The following is a 17,244-nucleotide window of genomic DNA, read 5'->3' as shown; positions in this document are numbered from 1 at the left end:
TTAGTATGCGATTATGATATGATATTTTGTACATGGAAATTAGATTAGATAGAACGGATGGGGGAAAAGCAGGATGTCTACACCAACAGGCTTTATGGAATATCAGCGTCAGCTTCCGGCAGACCGGGACCCGGCAGAACGAGTTAAGGACTGGGAAGAGTTTCATAAACATCTAGAAGAAGAAGAGCTCCAAACCCAAGGAGCGCGCTGCATGGACTGCGGCACGCCATATTGCCATACGGGAATTGACATGATCGGAGGCACTTCGGGCTGTCCGATTCACAATCTGATCCCCGAATGGAACAACCTGGTGTATCGCGGACTGTGGAGAGAGGCCTTGGAGCGTCTACACAAAACGAATAATTTCCCTGAGTTTACAGGCCGGGTATGTCCGGCGCCATGCGAAGGCTCCTGTACGGTCGGACTGATCGGCGAGCCGGTTACGATCAAATCGATCGAGCAGGCGATCATCGACAAGGGCTTCGAGGAGGGCTGGGTCGTACCTGAGCCGCCGGAGAAGCGTACCGGCCGGCGGGTAGCGGTCGTCGGCTCTGGTCCTGCCGGTCTTGCGGCTGCTGCCCAGCTCAACAAGGCAGGGCATACCGTGACCGTGTACGAGCGTGCAGACCGGATTGGCGGCTTGCTGACGTACGGTATTCCATCGATGAAGCTCGATAAGGAAGTCGTACAGCGGCGCGTGGATTTGCTGCGGGCCGAGGGGATCGAATTTGTTGTCAACACCGAAATCGGCAAGGATATTCCGGCGCAGAAGCTCGTTGAGGATTACGACGCCGTCGTATTATGCGGAGGGGCGACGAAGCCGCGCGAATTCAACATTGAGGGCAGCGAGCTGAAGGGCGTCCATTATGCGATGGACTACCTCAACGGAACCATCAAGAGCTATCTGGATTCTGGTCTTGCCGACGGCAACTATATCTCTGCAAAAGACAAGGACGTTATCGTCATTGGCGGCGGCGACACCGGCTCCGACTGCGTAGCCACAGCACTCCGCCACGGCTGCAGAAGCGTGACCCAATTCGGTACGCATAAGCGGGCGCCGCTTACACGGGATCCGATCGAGAACCCATGGCCGCAGTTCCCGAATGTATACACCCTTGATTATGCGCATGAAGAAGCCAAGGCGCTGTTCGGAAGCGATCCGCGTGAATTTTCCATTATGACAACGAAATTTGTCGGCGATGACGAAGGCAATCTGAAAGAGCTTCATACCGTTCAAATCGAGCGGATCGTCGACGAAACCGGCCGCAAAATTTACCAGCCGATTCCGGGGACCGAAAAAGTGTTTCCTGCTCAAATGGCGTTGATTGCCATCGGTTTTGACGGACCGGAGCAGACGCTTGTGCAGCAGCTCGGTCTCGAAACGGATCGCCGCTCCAACGTAAAGGCCCCGTACGGCAAGTATACGACGAATGTGGATAAGGTCTTTGCTGCCGGCGATATGCGCCGCGGTCAAAGCTTGGTCGTATGGGCCATCAACGAAGGCCGCGAGGTTGCCCGTGAAGTGGATAAATATTTGATGGGGGCAACCGTTCTGGTTTAAAAACATCGTTAAATATGCTATAGTTTGTGTATGAGAAGAAGGACTTCGCACCCGCGGAGTCCTTTTTGGAGTTAGCGGCCTATAGCACATATTGCTGCGAACTCGGCCGGGAGGAGAATGTCAGATGAAAACACTGGTCATTGCCGAAAAGCCGGATATGGGACGGAATATCGCGGCGGTGATCGAGCCACGGGCAAAGAATCACCGCACCTATCTGGAGGGCGAGCAGTATATTATCACTTGGGCGATCGGACATCTTGTAGGTCTGGCGGAGCCGGATGCCTATGATCCGAAATACAAGCGATGGAATTTAAGAGATTTGCCGATCATTCCGGAGCAATTCAAAATCGTACCGAATCCGAAAACGAAGGATCAGCTGAAGGTCATCGGGGAAGTGGCGAAGCGATGCAGTCATATCGTCAATGCATGCGATGCGGGGCGTGAAGGACAGTATATCTTTGCATTGATCCAGCAGCAGCTGAAGTTAAGACAGCCTGTCAAGCGGCTGTGGATATCGGACTTAACGCCGGAAAGCATCGCCAAAGGCTTCGCCGAACTGAAGGACGGGGCGGAATTCGAGGATTTGACGCAAGCGGCGCGAGCCCGCAGCGAGGCGGATTGGCTGATCGGCATGAACGCATCCCGTGCCTTTACCACGCGTCATCAGACGCTATTGTCCGTCGGACGGGTGCAGACGCCGGTGCTGGCTTTAATCTATGACCGGCAGAAGGAGATCGAGGCTTTCGAGTCCCAGACCTTCTATGAGGTCAAAGCCGTGTTTCGTCAGGATGAGCTTGAATATACGGGAACATGGCAGGGAGAACGGTTAACCTCGAAGGAGAAGTCGGACGCGATCGCCGGGAAGGTCCAAGGCAAGCAAGGGGCAGTCGCCAAATATGAGGTTAAGGAAACGAAGGAATACCCGTTCAAGCTGTATGACCTGACTTTGCTTCAGCGGGAAGCCAATGCGAAGTATGGCTATTCGGCCAAGAAGACGCTGGACCTCGCACAGGCGCTGTACGAGCGGCACAAGGTGATATCTTATCCGCGTACCAACTCCAACTATGTGAACGAGCAAAATATCGAAGGTATGCACAAGGCGCTCCATATGCTGAAATCGACCTCTTACGGGCAAATGGCGGAAGGAGCGGATCCAAAGCGGGTCCATATCCATAATAAGGCGGTGTGTAACCCGCAGCGGGTAGAGGATCACCATGCAATCCTGCCGACGCTGAAGCGGCCCGGCAATCTGAGCAAGGAAGAGGCGAATATTTACGATTTGATTATCATCCGTTTTCTCTCGCACTTTTACCCGCCTGCAATGTACAAGCAGCATACGGTGCTGACCGAGGCTGAAGGCGAAACGTTTAAGACCGGGATCAAGGAGCTGCTGTCGTTAGGCTGGAAGGTGCTTATCGAGAAGGATAAGGAGCAGAAGAAGTCGAAGGGACCGTCCCGCAAGAGCAAAGACGAGGAGGAGGACGAGACCCAGGAATGGAACGAACGTTCATTTGATATCGCACCCGACCGTCCGGTGTTTTGCCGGAAATCGGAAGTGAAGGAGAAGGCCACGCAGCCGCCGAAGAGCTATACCGAAGGAACCTTGCTTAAAGCGATGGAGAGTGCCGGCAAGTCGATTGAGGATGACGAGCTGAGAGAGGCAATGAAGGACAGCGGTCTGGGAACGCCGGCTACCCGCGCCGCAACGATCGAACGGCTGAAGAAGGTCGGATATATTACGATGCAGGGCAAGAAAATCACGGTGACCCAGAAAGGGAGAACTGCCGTCGAGCTGATCCGCCACGCCGGCGTCGAGCTGCTTGCTTCGCCGGAAATGACCGGGCAGTGGGAACGGCGGCTTCATCAAATATCCAAAGGCGAGGCGTCTGCAGAAACGTTCATGCAGAATGTCCAGAAATTTACGGTTTCCATTATCAATAAAGTGTCCTCGCAGCCGCCGGCACCGCCTTCCCTGTTTGGTGGAGATGCGGACAAGCCGAAGGGAAGAGGCAGGGGCAGAAGCGGCAAGGCGGCGGCCGGGAATCCTCCAGGGGCTCGGAAGCGTCCGGAGCGGTCGCCAAGTACGCCGGACAACCCGGTTCCGTCCATCCGTGAGCCTCTTGGCCGATGTCCAAGAGCCGGCTGCGGCGGTCAAATTATTGAGGGCCGGAAAGGATATGGCTGCGCAAACTTCAAATCCGGATGCTCCTTCGTGATCTGGAAGGAGTTTGCCGGCAAATCGATTTCCCAGGCTATGCTGAAATCGCTGCTCGAGCAGGGCAGAACGAAGCTTCTGGCATTTAAACGCGAAGACGGAACTGCATATAAAGCCCGGATTGTACTCTCATCGGGTGGCAATGGCAAGCTGTCCCTCGAAACCGAGACGGGAACGGCGGTTTAACAGTGACAACAAGCTGGTTGAAAGATAGAATGAGCTTTTTATAATGATAACATAGAGGGGTACCCTGCTTAAGGTTTAGGAACAACCTTCAGGGTACCCCGATTGAATTTACATGAGATGATGATTTATAACCTCCGGGACTTCGGTCAGCGCGGATACCGTGTACAGCACGTTATGAGGCTCTTCCTTCAGCTCGACGAGGTTGTATTCCCATTCCCGCTGCTGCTTAAGATAGATGCTGTTGATGCCGGCAGTAAGCGCTGGAACGACATCGGTACGTAGGGAATTGCCGATCATCCAGGTATGGGAGCGGTCAAAGCTTCCGGCCCTGATAATTTCCTCAAGGGCTTCAATATTTTTATGACGGCGGATGTAGATCCGGTCTTCGAAATAGTCGGCAAGCTTCATCTGCTCGATTTTCCGCTGCTGAATGCGGGCTTCCCCGCCGGTATACAAATACAACCGATGCCCATCCCCTTGAAGCCGCTCCAGCGTCTCCACCATGCCGGGGTAGGGTTCAACCTCCTGATCGTAGACGCTCATGCCGAGAGCGAATAGCTGCTCTTCCTCGGCCGGTGACGTAGCCCGCCCGTGAATCTGGCCGTAATGCCGATAGGTAGCGATCAGGGATTGCGGGAAGTTCGTACTGGCGAAGCCGAGCTGTTTCGTTCCGGCAATATCGATTTCGATCTGCTTGCTCCGGACCTCCTCGGTCGTCAAGCCGAAGGGCGCAAACCAATCGGTCATCCATTCGAAAAAATCCCCGAGGATCAAATCAAAGTATTTATTGCAGTGGATCAAGGTATCATCCATATCGAAGATAATATGCTGTGGTGTTATGCTCATGGTTGTCTCCTTCTTGCCTTAGTTCAGTTTATCGTCGGTCGTTTTACTCCACTCGGAAATCACGACAAACGGATATAATCCTCCAGGAACATCTGGAGCTCGGAGGCTCCATCCGGACGCAGGCTGAATCGCTCGTTGTTCTCGGACTTCAAATGGGATCGCAGCAGACCCGCTGCCCGAAGAATCATCAGATGATGCATCAGCTCTTCGTAAGGCTGGTTCAAATCAGCCGCCATCTCCGACACGGCCTTCGGCTCATCGGCGACGTAACGGAGCAGGCGCAGACGCTCCGGATCGGCTAACGCTTCGGTCATGCGCAGCAGGACGACAGGCGGCTCGTCCTCATCCTCTTCCGGAATATCGATCGGATACTGAAGCAGCAGCGTATTTTCATAGAAGCAATATGTATTGATCGGGCGGAAATGGGTGCCGGGGAACAAGACGACGTTCTCTTGGGGCACCTGATCCAGAATGACGCCGCTTGTCGCATATTCGATCAGATGCTCGTCGTCCATTTTCGGCAGCAGCGTTTGCTTCTCTTCAGCATCCTCCTCAAGCAGCTGCCGCAGCTCGTTCTCGACGAACGAGAAGTAGTGCGTATGCCAGAGCTTCATCAGAGGTATATAGCTTTCGCGGATTCTCGCGATTTCATCCCGGGACAAAGACGGAAGATGAGGATGCAGCAGCTCGCCTAATGCTTCGATTGAAGAGCTTTGGATCCAGTTCAGGAAATCGGGGATCTCCTGATGGTCGCCCCGGAGCATGACCAGCGCATACAGCACGTCGTAGTCGGATAACGGCCACTGCCGGGCCGCGATGAACCGCACCCTTGCGTCCTCGGGCATGCGCTCGTCCATTTCGGTGATAAGCCGCTTGCCGATGTCCAGGTTATCGGTCCATTTTCTCGTTGCATATATCATGAAGCTGCCCAGCAGCTCGTATACCATGGATACATCGATACGCACTTTATATTTCATTTACAGATACCCTCCCAATTGATGGCATTGTTATTATTATGGCTTGTATCGATTGGGCTTGTCCACTATAATGTTCATTTGGCTGTTTAAATTCATTGTTTTTTTCTACATAGAGGAGGCCTTGTTTTACGTGACAGAAGCTGCACAACCCCGTCAAGGGAGAACTCATTATTTCATATTGATTGCCGTCGTAGTGGCGGCGGGCCTGAGCCAGGGGCTGCTGCTGCCCGTGCTGGCGATTTTCCTGGAACGAATGGGGATATCATCCTCGATGAACGGCTTGAACGCCGCAGCGCTCTACGTCGGCTCATTCGCGATGACGCTGATCGCGGAGAGGATGCTGGGCTTGATCGGCTTTAAGAAGCTGATCGCATCCGGACTTGTCCTGGTGATGCTGTCGCTGCTGGCTTTCCCGCTGTTCCCAAGCGTTGCGCTCTGGTTTGTGCTGAGATTGCTGGTCGGAATCGGAGACAGCGCGCTGCACTATGCAGCCCAGCTGTGGGTGCTGATGATGTCGACGGCTAAGAACCGGGGAAGGAGCATTTCCTTCTACGGCATGTCTTACGGGTTAGGCTTCAGCATCGGGCCGCTTGGCATCCCCCTCCTTAAATACGGGGAGGCTGTTCCTTTCGTGGTCCTTGCGGTGCTGTTCCTGTTCATGCTGATCATCGTGCTGATCAAGCTGCCGAACATCAAGCCTGAAAAAGTCGAAGGCGGTGATCAGCAATCATCCGGAAGATATATGAGGAGCTACCGTCTGGCATGGTACGCTCTGCTGCCGGCATTTCTCTACGGGTATATGGAAGCCGGAATGAACAGCAATTTTCCCGTGTACGGTCTTAGAAGCGGATTTACGCTGGACGAAATCTCGATGCTGCTGCCGTTTGTCGGGATCGGCGGGCTGCTGCTGCAGCTCCCGCTCGGCATTTGGAGTGACAAGTTCGGGCGCAAGCGTGTGCTGGTGATCGCAGGGATCACCGGGGGGTTATGCTTCGCGCTTATTCCGCTCGCGGGAACGAACTTTTGGGCAACGCTTGTATTGCTGACCGCGGCCGGGGGCCTCGTCGGTTCCTTTTTCTCACTGGGGCTTGCTTACGCCGCCGACATCTTGCCCAAGCTGCTCCTTCCGGCAGCGAACGTCGTCGCCTCCTTTCACTTTAATGTCGGGAGCATCGCGGGCCCTAATGCAGGCGGCGCTTTAATGGAGACCGGGTGGAATGGCGGCATATTCTTCCTGCTTGGAGGACTGTACATTCTATTTGGATGTGCGGGTGCGCTTTTTAAACCTGCTGTCGATTCAAAACTGTAAACACGAACATTTGTTCTCATGGCAATTGCCCTCGCTTTCTTCTAAACTAGAGAGTAGGAATACGCACTTGACGGGAGAGACGATAACATGATTAAAGTGGATCGGCTGAAGAAAACGATAGGTCCTGACCGCACGCCGGTGCTGAAGGATATTACCTTTCAGATGGAGCGCGGGGAGATGATCGGACTCATCGGTGCGAGCGGAAGCGGAAAAAGCTTGATGATGAGCTGCCTGTCCATGCAGGAAAAATGGGACGGCGGCAAATTGACGATGGATGGCGAAGATATGATGAATCCCGCAGGTAAACGGAAAATTCGCCGGGAATGGGCGTATCTCGAGCAAAACCCTTCCTTAAACGTCAACCGCACCGCACTTAAAAACGTGCTGATCGGACAATCGAGTCAGACGCCATGGTGGCGGATGCTAACCGGAATGGTCCGTTCGGATGATTATATGGGAGCCATGGATACGATCGAGCATTTGGGTTTGCTGGACAAGGCCCACCGGAAAGCCGGGGAGCTGAGCGGGGGAGAAAGACAGCGAATCGCGATCGCCCGGGCGCTCGTGCACGGAGCGAAGGTGATTCTTGCGGACGAGCCGGTCACGGGCCTGGATCCGGGGTCGGCCGAGCATGTGCTCAAAACGTTAAAGACTCTCTGTGAAGAGGAGAAGCTTACGGTCGTTACGGTGATCCCGCTGGAGCTGGCGGAGAAATACTGCACCCGCGTGATGGGACTGGCCGGCGGGGAGCTTGTCGTTGACGTGACGGGACGGCGTTTAACTCATGGCGAGAAGTCAAGACTGTAATTATATGTAGGTTTTATAAATGAGGCTATGGATATAGAAATGAGTTGATCTGGATTGAAATATAGAGGGATACAAGCCTTGCTGTCCGGCTTGCTGGTGTTTCTGATTAGCGGCTGCACGTTTATTCAGGATCCGGTCTCGCTGATGAAGCGGCCGGAACTGCCCGCGGATAAAGCGACGCTGTACGGTGCGATCCAGAATGTGCTCCTGAAACGGAAGACGGATAACGGGGCGATCATCAGACCAAGGAGCGACGTGGACAGCAGCTCGATTCGGATTCAGGATCTGGACAATGACGGCGTGCTGGAAGCGGTCGTCTTTTATCAGACGCCGGATGAAGAAGTGAAGATTCATGGCATGATCATGCAGCAGCAGGGAGATGCCTGGGTCAAGCTGCTGGATTTTGACGGGGAAGGGACCGTGCTGGAATCGTTTGATTTCGTAGATTTCACGAACGACGGCAAGGTCGATATCGTTGCAGGCTTCTCCCGCGGCGAGGAAAATCTCCAGAACCTGCTCATCGTCTATTCGTTCGCGGGCGACTCGCTCGAGAAGGTTGCGCCGCTGCCCTATACCCACTTTAATATCGGGGATTTGAACGGCGACAAGATCAAGGATATTACCGTCGTTTATCTGCAGCAGAAGGAGCTGTCGTACGTCAGCACCTATCAATATGACAAGTTCGAAGAAGCCTTTGTTGAACTGGATAAGCTGGATCTCGGACCGAATATTGAAAGTTATTACAATGTTGTCGCAGGGAAAGTGGCCAAAAATAAAGAAGGTATTATTCTCGATGCTTCGGTCATATCCAATTCCTCCTATTCGAAGCTGATCATCATGGAGGATAATAAGTTTGTCGATATCCTGCAGGATGAGCTGCTGACCTTCAAAGAAATGCCGATCGAGAGCGAAGACGTGAACGATGACGGCATTCTGGAAATTGGATTGCTGGAAAGGCCGGCTGGCTGGGAGGACCGGCTCTTCGAGGAGATCCCTTACTTTACCACCTATTACCAGTGGGACGGTGAAATTCGCGAAGTGAATGAAAATGAAGGACTGCAATTCGTGCTTCAAAGATACTATGATATCAATAACCACTTCTATTTGGATTTCCCGGCCGACCTGTATAACCAGATTACGATCACCCCGGAATCCAACAAAGATTCCTATTTGAATTTTGTAATGATCGATTCTGGCGAGTCGGTGGCGGAGATTAAATTTTTCACGATGGCCCAGTGGGCAGAAGCTGAGCCTGATTGGGAAGTTTTAGTGAAGGAAAAAAGCCGCGTTATCGCGTACCGAAGCCACGGCGATCTGAAGCTCAGCAAAAAAGAGAACAAGCCAAGCAGCAATGTGGCTCCTATCGAAAGAAAGGGGAACTAGATCTTGAGTAAAGTACTCATATTGGAAGACGAAGAATCCATTCGCAGTTTTATCGTGATCAATCTCAAACGCAACGGGTTTGAAGTTCTCGAAACCGGGGACGGCAACGAAGCGCTGCGTCTCCTGCAGTCGACGCCGGATATCGATATTGCCTTGCTGGACGTCATGGTTCCCGGGATCGACGGGTTCGAAGTGTGCCGGAGAATTCGGGAGACGAACGAGCGAATCGGCATTATCTTCCTGACCGCCAAGGTTCAGGAGCAGGATAAGGTTTATGCGCTGTCCGTCGGCGCTGACGACCATGTCAGCAAGCCGTTCAGTCCGACGGAGCTGATTGCAAGGCTCCAGTCCCTGCTGCGCCGGGTCAACGTTCAGCGTGCCGGAGCCGCCAAGGTATCATTCCAGTCCGGTCCGTTCACGCTTGACCTGATATCCAAGCAATTCAAGAAAAACGGCCAGTCCGTCGAGCTGACGCCGACCGAATTCTCGCTGGTGCAGTTTTTCCTGGAAAAAGAAAATACGCCGCTTAGCCGTGATGTCCTGCTGGACCATGTTTGGGGCAAAGAATATATGGGCGACCCCAAAATCGTGGACGTCAATATTCGGAGACTGCGCCAAAAAATCGAGAGCAATCCTTCCGAGCCGGAATATCTCCAAACGGTATGGGGACACGGCTATAAATGGAAGGGTCAGGGCTAATGATCAAAAAAGGCATTCGGCGGCAAATCGTGCTGCACTACTTTCTGGTAGTGTTCATCGCGTTGCTGCTGGTTGAAGTCATCTTCCTTATCGCAATTCGAACGTATTATTACGATACGGTATATAACCATGTGAGCAACCATATTCGCCTCTCTAACGAATTCTATCAGCCGTTCCGGGTGACGTCGTCGGACAATGTGAATCAGCTGAGTGAAATGGTTCGGCATTTTTATCTGTACAATACCGAGCTGCAAATTTTGAACACATCGGGGCAGGTGTTGACGACATCGGCCGGCTTCGATCTGGAGCAGACGATCAAGACCAGTGACGTGACGCAGGCTCTTGCGGGCGACACCAGCCGCTGGGTCGGCAAACAGCCGGGTACCGGGCAAATTGTAATGGCCGTATCCCAGACGATTCAAAGCGGCTTCGATCAAACGTATATCCTTCGTTACGTAACGTCGCTGGATCTGATTAACGATCGGCTGCTCAAGCTGACGCTGTTCGCCGTCAGCATCGGGGCGGCGGTGCTTGCGATCGTGCTGGCATTCAGCATCGGTCTGGCCAACTCGATCGTGAAGCCGATCAATAATATTACGACGGTATCCACCCAGATGGCCAAGGGCAAATTTAATGTCCGCATCAAGGGGGATTACAAATACGAGCTTGGCGAGCTGTCGTCCACCCTGAACTACATGGCCCAGGAAATCGTGCGGAGCAACCAGGTTAAGGATGATTTTATCTCCTCGATCTCCCATGAGCTCCGGACCCCGCTCACCAGCATCAAGGGCTGGAGCGAAACGCTCGACTCGGGCGGCTATGATCCGGAGGAAACGAAGATCGGAATGCAGATTATCGCCAAGGAAACCGATCGGCTGATCGGTCTCGTGGAAGAGCTGCTGGACTTCTCCAAGCTCCAGCAGAATGAAATGAAGCTGGTGAAGGGGATCGTCAATCTGCGTGAGCTGCTGCAGGAGATAATTTTGAACCTGTGGGCGAAGGCAGAGAAGAAGGGCGTCACCATCAAGCTGGAGTCGGAAGAGAAGCCGATCATATACGGCGATGTCAACCGGTTGAAGCAGGTGTTTCTCAATATTGTGGATAATGCGGTGAAATTCTCGCATGAGAACGGCGTCATCAACCTGTACTTTACGATGGAGGAGAAGTACGTCACGGTGACGGTCAGGGATTACGGGATCGGCATTTCGGAAGAGCATCTCCGCAGAGTAAAGGATCGCTTCTTCCAGGTCAATCCGCTCAACGGCGGCACCGGTCTCGGCCTTGCGATTACCCAGCAGCTGGTTGAGCTGCACGGCGGTACGATGGAGATGGAGAGCGAGCTTGGGCACGGCACATCCGTCATCGTCAAACTGCCGCTCCCGGAAGGGAAAATTCCGGTGGCCGGCGGATTGGAGAACGCGGAGGAAGGTATGCCCGGACCGACCGTATAAGGCTTTGCCGAAGCGATTCGGCAAAGCCTTTTTTTTAGATAAACCTATACGAAACGGGGGAGAATTTGATGTCGAGTACAGCGCTAAAAATTTTTAATACGGCGAAAGGAAGCTTTCAGCTCGGACCGGCAGTACAGGAGGACGCTGAGGCAATGCTGTCCTTGCTGCGGGAGACAGCCGAATTGATGGTGAAGCAAGGCCTTGGGCAATGGACGCCGTCCCTGTTTACGATGGAGCTTATGCAGCAGTATTTGGCGGAGCGCGAGGTTTTTCTGCTGCGGCATCACGGGGAAGCGGCCGGAATGTTTACCCTTCAATACGGGGATCCCTTGTACTGGGGAGAACGGGATGACCCGTCGTTCGGTTATTTGCATCGATTGACCGTCCGGCCGAATTTCCGTGGATTATCCCTTGGAGCGGGCATGCTGTCGTTCGCGGAAGAGAAGCTGCGTGCCGAAGGCAGGGCAGGCTTTCGCCTGGACTGCGTGTCCCATCTTCCGGGACTGAATCAGTTCTACGTAAGCCAGGGATTTCAATTCGTAGCCGAGCAGGATCTGGGCGGGCGAATCGTGAATTTGTACGAAAAGGTGTTTGCCTGATCATGCTGCCAGCTTTCGTAAACAAAAGAAAAGCGCAGGAGGTTGGCTGAAAGAACGTGAGCCGCAATAGGCGATATGGGCAAAGCTTGTAAACATAAAAAAAGCGATCCGGGTCGGATCGCTTTTTTTTATATATGGCTTAATCATCGATCACCCAAGGGGACTACGATGTTAGGACGAAGAGACGTTGGCCCGAAGGCGCCCCTTTTCGTACACGTCCTGCAGCAGACGGCTCGGCTGTGTCCGGATCGTCGGCTTTGGCATCACGGTTTCGTAAGGACCGACAACGACGACGTTGCCCAGTGAGCCTTTGACGACGGCTCCGTCCCGGATTACGGCCCCTTCGCCGATGATGGCATGCTCAATATGGACGCCCTTGCCCACTTTGGCATTCGGCATAATCACGCTGTCCTTGACGATGGAATATTTGCCGATTTCCGCTCCGCAGAATACGACGGAGTTCTTCGCCTTGCCTTCGAACGAGCAGTGCTCGTGAATGAGGCAGTCGGCGTGCTCGTGATTGCGGGTACGGGCCGTGGAAGGCTTCGACATCCACGGACGGGTATACATAGGCCAATCGGTTCTTTCCAGCACGAGTTCGCTGGCGCGCAGCACATCCATATGGGCTTCCCACAAGCTTTCGACCGTGCCGACATCGCGCCAATAGCCCTGAAAGCGGAAGGCCAGTAAGGATTCATTGCCGGACAGCATTTTAGGGATGACGTCTTTCCCGAAATCATGACTGGAGTTCGGGTCGGCGGCATCCTCAAGCAGGTGCTGCTTCAGATAGTCCCAACGGAACAAATAAATCCCCATGGAAGCCAGGTTGCTTTGCGGCTCGGCCGGCTTCTCCGCAAATTCGATAATATTCAAATTGTCATCCACACTCATCACGCCGAACCGGCTGGCTTCTTCCCATGGAACCTCCATTACCGAGATCGTTGCAGGGGCTCCTTGCCGCTTGTGGGCCTCCAGCATCTCACGGTAATCCATCTGATAAATGTGGTCTCCGGACAAGATCAGCACATGCTCCGGATCCTGCTCATCAATGAATGATATGTTTTTATATATGGCATCCGCAGTTCCTAAATATTCCCGGGTTTCAGTATTGTGCGAAGGCAGGAGCGCAATGCCATTTGCGCTTGTACGGGCCATGCCCCAAGGCTCGCCTTCACCGATATGCTCGTGCAGCGATTCTGCCTCGTACTGCGTCAGAACTCCGACGGTGTCAATACCGGAATTGACGCAATTGCTGAGAGGAAAATCGATTATGCGGTAGCGGCCGCCGAACGGAACAGCGGGTTTTGCCAGCTTCGAAGTCAGAGGAGCCAATCGTTTGCCCTCACCTCCGGCTAAAAGCATAGCAATACAGTCTTTTTTCTTCATCACGTTTCCCTCCCAAAGTATTTTCGAGCGTTGTACATACATAAACGTCATTTCCGGGGTTTGAAACGATTATATTGAAATGTGAAATTGAAAATTACAAAATTATTTTTCAAGGACATTTTTTATTTTCAACATGGTTAGAATGGGGTAATAGCATTAATAATCTATGGATTTTTATGACAAAGCAGGTGAAGAATATTGAGCCAAGCAATTAGGGAAGGAAACATGACTCCGGAACAAGTGTACTTGTTCCATGAAGGAACCTGGTTCCACAGCTACCGATGCATGGGAGCGCACCCCGCCCGGGAAGACGGGGAGGAGGGCGTCCGGTTTACCGTGTGGGCTCCGCATGCGCAGCAAGTCGGACTTGCGGGCGATTGGAACGGTTGGGACGGCAGCAAAGACACGTTATATAGGATACCCGATTCGGGAATTTGGAGTCGTTTTTTCCCCGGCATGCAAGCTGGAACTTTTTACAAATACCAGCTTATGGGCCCCCATGGAGAAACATTCCTTAAGGCTGATCCTTATGCGTTTCAAGCCGAAGTCAGACCGGCAACGGCTTCGGTGGTCACGGATTTGTCAGGCTACCAATGGAATGACGGAGCGTGGCGCCGCAGGGGCAAGTCCCCGTTTAACAAGCCATTGAACATCTATGAGATGCATTTGGGCACATGGAGGCAAAAGGACGACGGCACTTTTTATACATACCGGGAAATGGCAGAGCTTTTAATCCCTTATTTGCTGGAAATGAGCTATACCCATGTGGAATTCATGCCGCTCGCGGAGCATCCGTATGACCGTTCATGGGGGTACCAAGGCACCGGTTTTTACGCGCTGACGAGCCGATATGGCGCACCCCATGATTTCATGTATCTGGTCGATAAGCTGCATCAGGCCGGAATCGGTGTGCTCCTCGATTGGGTGCCGGCCCATTTCGCCAAGGATGCTCACGGACTGCGCCAATTTGACGGGACGCCGCTATACGAATACGGTGACCCTCAGAAAGCGGAGAGGCCCGGATGGGGAACATTGTCTTTCGATTATGCCAAGCCGGAAGTCGTTTCATACTTGATTTCCAATGCATTATTCTGGATGGATATGTATCATATCGACGGGCTGCGTGTCGATGCGGTGACCAGTATGATCCGGCTTGATTTTGAGAAGCCGCCGGGCCAGTACCGCACGAATGCGCATGGGGGCTTGGAAAATCTGGAGGCGATCTCGTTTCTGCAGCTGTTGAACAAAACGGTGTTCCACTATTACCCGAATGCCCTCATGATGGCGGAAGAGTCGAGCGCATGGCCGGGCGTCACCGCCCCCGTGCACGAAGGCGGACTAGGCTTCAACTACAAGTGGAACATGGGCTGGATGAACGATACCCTCTCATATATGGAGCATGATTTTGATCAAAGGCCGTCGAAGCATAACCTGCTGACGTTTCCGATGATGTACGCCTATTCCGAAAACTTTACGCTGCCCCTTTCCCACGATGAGGTGGTGCATGGAAAAAGATCGCTGCTGAACAAAATGCCGGGCAGCTACGAGCAAAAGTTTGCCGGACTCCGGATTCTGCTCGGATATCTCATGACCCACCCGGGCAAAAAGCTGCTGTTCATGGGCGGCGAGTTCGGCCAGTTCATCGAATGGAAGGATGAGGAGCAGCTGGATTGGCTGCTGCTGGATTATGAAAGCCACCGGAAGCATATGTATTACACAGCAGCCTTAAACCGGTTATATGCGAAAGAGAAAGCACTGTGGGAAATGGATCATGACATTCACGGATTCGAGTGGCTGAGTGCGGATGATAACAATCAAAGCGTCATATCTTTTATGCGAAAAGGGAAGAAGCCGGGCGATACCCTGCTCGTGGTCATCAACTTTCAGCCCCGGTCCTACGCAGCCTACCGGATCGGTGCCCCGCGTCCGGGACAGTACATTGAAATCTTTAACTCGGACCATGCCGATTTCGGAGGAGAGGGTCTGCTGAACGTTGGGGAAATCAAGACGGAGAAGCTGGCGTGGCATCAGCAAGCGCAAAGCCTGGAGATTAAGCTGCCGCCGCTTGGCATGGTGATTTTGAAGAAGAAGCCGCCTAAGACGCGGAGGATGAAAGAGTCCGTAGAGACGAAAGGCGCTAAAACAGGTAAAACAGCTAAATCATCTAAATCAGCTAAATCAGCTAAATCAGCTAAATCAGCTATATCAGTCAACACAGCAGATCCGGCAGAAACAGCCGGCACGGCGGTAACCTCAAGCGCGGAACCGAACATAAAGCGGTCTGGACGGTTGCCGACGAGCAAGAACAGCACGAGGGAGGAACAGGAATGAAGCTAATATACGCCGCTTCGGAATGCGGACCATTCATCAAGACCGGAGGCTTGGCCGATGTTATCGCTGCCCTGCCGAAGGCATTGCGCGGCCTCGGCACCGATATTCGGGTCGTGCTGCCGAAATACAAGGACATCCCCGGAGAATACCGGGACCGCATGACTCATCTCGGAGAGACCCGGGTTCAGGTCGGCTGGAGGCAGCAGTACTGCGGAATTGAGTCTTTAGTGGAGGACGGCGTTACGATTTATTTCATCGACAATGAATATTATTTCGGACGGGACGGCATTTATGGTTATATGGACGACGGCGAACGCTTTGCATTTTTCAACCGGGCCGTGCTCGATATGCTGCCGATCATCGACTATCAGCCCGATGTGCTTCATTGTCACGATTGGCACACGGCAATGATCCCGCTTTTGCTGGAGGACATATACCGCCATGATCCATTCTATTCGGACATAAGGACCGTCTTTACGATTCATAATTTGCTGTACCAAGGCATGTTTCCTTATGAGGTGCTTGTTGATCTGCTGGGCATTCACAGCCGTTATTTCACGGCGGACGGCGTGGAGTACTACGGGAACCTGAACTTCATGAAAGCCGGGATCATCTATTCCGACCATGTAACCACGGTGAGCCCGACCTATGCATCCGAGATCCAAACGGGATATTACGGCTACGGACTTGATGGTCTTCTATCGGCGCAAGGAGCCCGGCTCAGCGGCATCGTGAACGGGATCGATACGAAAAGCTACAATCCGGCAAACGATCCCCATCTGGCCGTCAAGTACCGGAGCGATCTGCAGAAGAAAACCCAAAATAAAATCGATCTCCAGCAGGAGCTCGGCCTGCCGGTGGCTCCGCATGTACCGATGATTTCTATGGTGACCCGCCTCGTGGATTCCAAGGGGCTGGATCTGGTGATCCGGATCCTTGATGAGCTTTTATATTACGACGAGGTTCAGTTCGTCGTTCTGGGAACCGGGGATCCTTCCTATGAGCATTGGTTCCGGGAAGCGGCCAACCGCTATCCGAACAAAATGTCGGCCCAGATCCGCTTCAACGAGCCGTTATCCCGGCGGTTTTATGCCGGGAGCGATCTGTTTCTTATGCCTTCCAAATTCGAGCCTTGCGGCATCAGCCAGCTGATTGCGATGCGGTACGGCAGCGTGCCGATCGTTAGGGAGACGGGGGGCCTGAACGATACGGTCCAGTCGTATAACGAAGTTACGGGGGAAGGCAACGGTTTCTCCTTCAAGAATTATAATGCGCATGATATGATGCATACGATCCGCCGTGCGACATCCTTGTACCGTCAGCCGGAGCACTGGCGCAAGGTGACGAAGAACGCCTTAAGCGGCGATTACAGCTGGAACACTTCGGCCAAGCAGTACATGGAAATTTATGAGCGGATCATAACCGGTTAAGTCGGCTGGACGAGCAAATCAAAAGGGACTGAATGAACAGGCGGTTGATGGCAACCTGCCTGCG

The 17,244-nt window shown here is 53.1% G+C and carries 13 protein-coding genes; 10 read left to right on the top strand and 3 right to left on the bottom strand.

Annotation, left to right across the window (positions count from 1 at the left end; all coding sequences use genetic code 11):
* Positions 1–73 precede the first annotated feature (73 nt).
* A complete protein-coding gene (locus BBD41_RS02875; RefSeq protein WP_099476646.1) occupies positions 74–1,561 on the top strand; it encodes a glutamate synthase subunit beta in 1,488 nt (495 codons plus the stop codon).
* Positions 1,562–1,685: 124 nt separating this feature from the next.
* Positions 1,686–3,962, top strand: a complete 2,277-nt coding sequence (locus BBD41_RS02870) for a type IA DNA topoisomerase (protein ID WP_099476645.1) — start codon at positions 1,686–1,688, stop codon at positions 3,960–3,962.
* Between the two features lie 108 nt (positions 3,963–4,070).
* Here BBD41_RS02870 and BBD41_RS02865 read toward each other — a convergent pair whose 3' ends face one another.
* Together BBD41_RS02865 and BBD41_RS02860 are read right to left on the bottom strand one after the other, a co-directional pair.
* Positions 4,071–4,808 carry an HAD family hydrolase gene (locus tag BBD41_RS02865; protein ID WP_077565597.1) on the bottom strand — a complete coding sequence of 246 codons (738 nt, stop codon included), beginning with the start codon at positions 4,806–4,808 and terminating at the stop codon, positions 4,071–4,073.
* Between the two features lie 59 nt (positions 4,809–4,867).
* Positions 4,868–5,785: an ArsR/SmtB family transcription factor gene (locus BBD41_RS02860; protein WP_077565598.1), complete on the bottom strand. Its 918-nt coding sequence runs from the start codon at positions 5,783–5,785 to the stop codon at positions 4,868–4,870.
* 130 nt (positions 5,786–5,915) lie between these two features.
* Here BBD41_RS02860 and BBD41_RS02855 point away from each other — a divergent pair, with 130 nt between their 5' ends.
* From BBD41_RS02855 to BBD41_RS02830, 6 genes are all read left to right on the top strand, one after another.
* On the top strand, positions 5,916–7,094 hold the full coding sequence (locus BBD41_RS02855; RefSeq protein WP_099476644.1) for an MFS transporter: 1,179 nt from the start codon (positions 5,916–5,918) through the stop codon (positions 7,092–7,094).
* A gap of 87 nt (positions 7,095–7,181) precedes the next feature.
* Positions 7,182–7,901 (top strand): phosphonate ABC transporter ATP-binding protein, encoded by a 720-nt coding sequence (locus BBD41_RS02850; protein ID WP_077565600.1) that lies wholly within the window; start codon positions 7,182–7,184, stop codon positions 7,899–7,901.
* 54 nt (positions 7,902–7,955) lie between these two features.
* On the top strand, positions 7,956–9,284 hold the full coding sequence (locus BBD41_RS02845) for a hypothetical protein (RefSeq protein ID WP_099476643.1): 1,329 nt from the start codon (positions 7,956–7,958) through the stop codon (positions 9,282–9,284).
* A 3-nt stretch (positions 9,285–9,287) separates the two neighbouring features.
* Entirely contained in the window at positions 9,288–9,983 is a 696-nt protein-coding gene (locus BBD41_RS02840; RefSeq protein WP_007130017.1) for a response regulator transcription factor, read from the top strand.
* Positions 9,983–11,434, top strand: a complete 1,452-nt coding sequence (locus tag BBD41_RS02835) for a sensor histidine kinase (protein ID WP_099476642.1) — start codon at positions 9,983–9,985, stop codon at positions 11,432–11,434. Before BBD41_RS02840 ends, BBD41_RS02835 begins: the two co-directional genes overlap by 1 nt.
* Positions 11,435–11,502: 68 nt before the next feature.
* Complete coding sequence (locus BBD41_RS02830; RefSeq protein ID WP_099476641.1) at positions 11,503–12,033, top strand: GNAT family N-acetyltransferase; 531 nt, start codon at positions 11,503–11,505, stop codon at positions 12,031–12,033.
* A 171-nt stretch (positions 12,034–12,204) separates the two neighbouring features.
* Here BBD41_RS02830 and BBD41_RS02825 read toward each other — a convergent pair whose 3' ends face one another.
* A complete protein-coding gene (locus BBD41_RS02825; protein WP_099476640.1) occupies positions 12,205–13,419 on the bottom strand; it encodes a glucose-1-phosphate adenylyltransferase in 1,215 nt (404 codons plus the stop codon).
* 225 nt (positions 13,420–13,644) lie between these two features.
* Here BBD41_RS02825 and glgB point away from each other — a divergent pair, with 225 nt between their 5' ends.
* Together glgB and glgA are read left to right on the top strand one after the other, a co-directional pair.
* Positions 13,645–15,750 (top strand): 1,4-alpha-glucan branching protein GlgB, encoded by a 2,106-nt coding sequence (gene glgB / locus BBD41_RS02820; protein WP_237086999.1) that lies wholly within the window; start codon positions 13,645–13,647, stop codon positions 15,748–15,750.
* Positions 15,747–17,180: a glycogen synthase GlgA gene (glgA, locus tag BBD41_RS02815; RefSeq protein ID WP_099476638.1), complete on the top strand. Its 1,434-nt coding sequence runs from the start codon at positions 15,747–15,749 to the stop codon at positions 17,178–17,180. The genes glgB and glgA overlap by 4 nt, the downstream gene beginning before the upstream one ends.
* Positions 17,181–17,244 lie beyond the last annotated feature (64 nt).

Source organism: Paenibacillus ihbetae, from assembly GCF_002741055.1.
In the GTDB taxonomy this organism is placed as follows: Bacteria; Bacillota; Bacilli; order Paenibacillales; family Paenibacillaceae; genus Paenibacillus_AQ; species Paenibacillus_AQ ihbetae.
This window is presented reverse-complemented; position numbering and strand designations above follow the sequence as displayed.

Excerpts from the sequence above, each read along its gene's own strand:
- BBD41_RS02875 (WP_099476646.1), top strand. The coding sequence starts at position 74 with ATGTCTACACCAACAGGCTTTATGGAATATCAGCGTCAGCTTCCGGCA.
- BBD41_RS02870 (WP_099476645.1), top strand. The coding sequence starts at position 1,686 with ATGAAAACACTGGTCATTGCCGAAAAGCCGGATATGGGACGGAATATC.
- BBD41_RS02865 (WP_077565597.1), bottom strand. The coding sequence starts at position 4,808 with ATGAGCATAACACCACAGCATATTATCTTCGATATGGATGATACCTTG.
- BBD41_RS02860 (WP_077565598.1), bottom strand. The coding sequence starts at position 5,785 with ATGAAATATAAAGTGCGTATCGATGTATCCATGGTATACGAGCTGCTG.
- BBD41_RS02850 (WP_077565600.1), top strand. The coding sequence starts at position 7,182 with ATGATTAAAGTGGATCGGCTGAAGAAAACGATAGGTCCTGACCGCACG.
- BBD41_RS02835 (WP_099476642.1), top strand. The coding sequence starts at position 9,983 with ATGATCAAAAAAGGCATTCGGCGGCAAATCGTGCTGCACTACTTTCTG.
- BBD41_RS02830 (WP_099476641.1), top strand. The coding sequence starts at position 11,503 with ATGTCGAGTACAGCGCTAAAAATTTTTAATACGGCGAAAGGAAGCTTT.
- BBD41_RS02825 (WP_099476640.1), bottom strand. The coding sequence starts at position 13,419 with ATGAAGAAAAAAGACTGTATTGCTATGCTTTTAGCCGGAGGTGAGGGC.
- glgB (WP_237086999.1), top strand. The coding sequence starts at position 13,645 with ATGACTCCGGAACAAGTGTACTTGTTCCATGAAGGAACCTGGTTCCAC.
- glgA (WP_099476638.1), top strand. The coding sequence starts at position 15,747 with ATGAAGCTAATATACGCCGCTTCGGAATGCGGACCATTCATCAAGACC.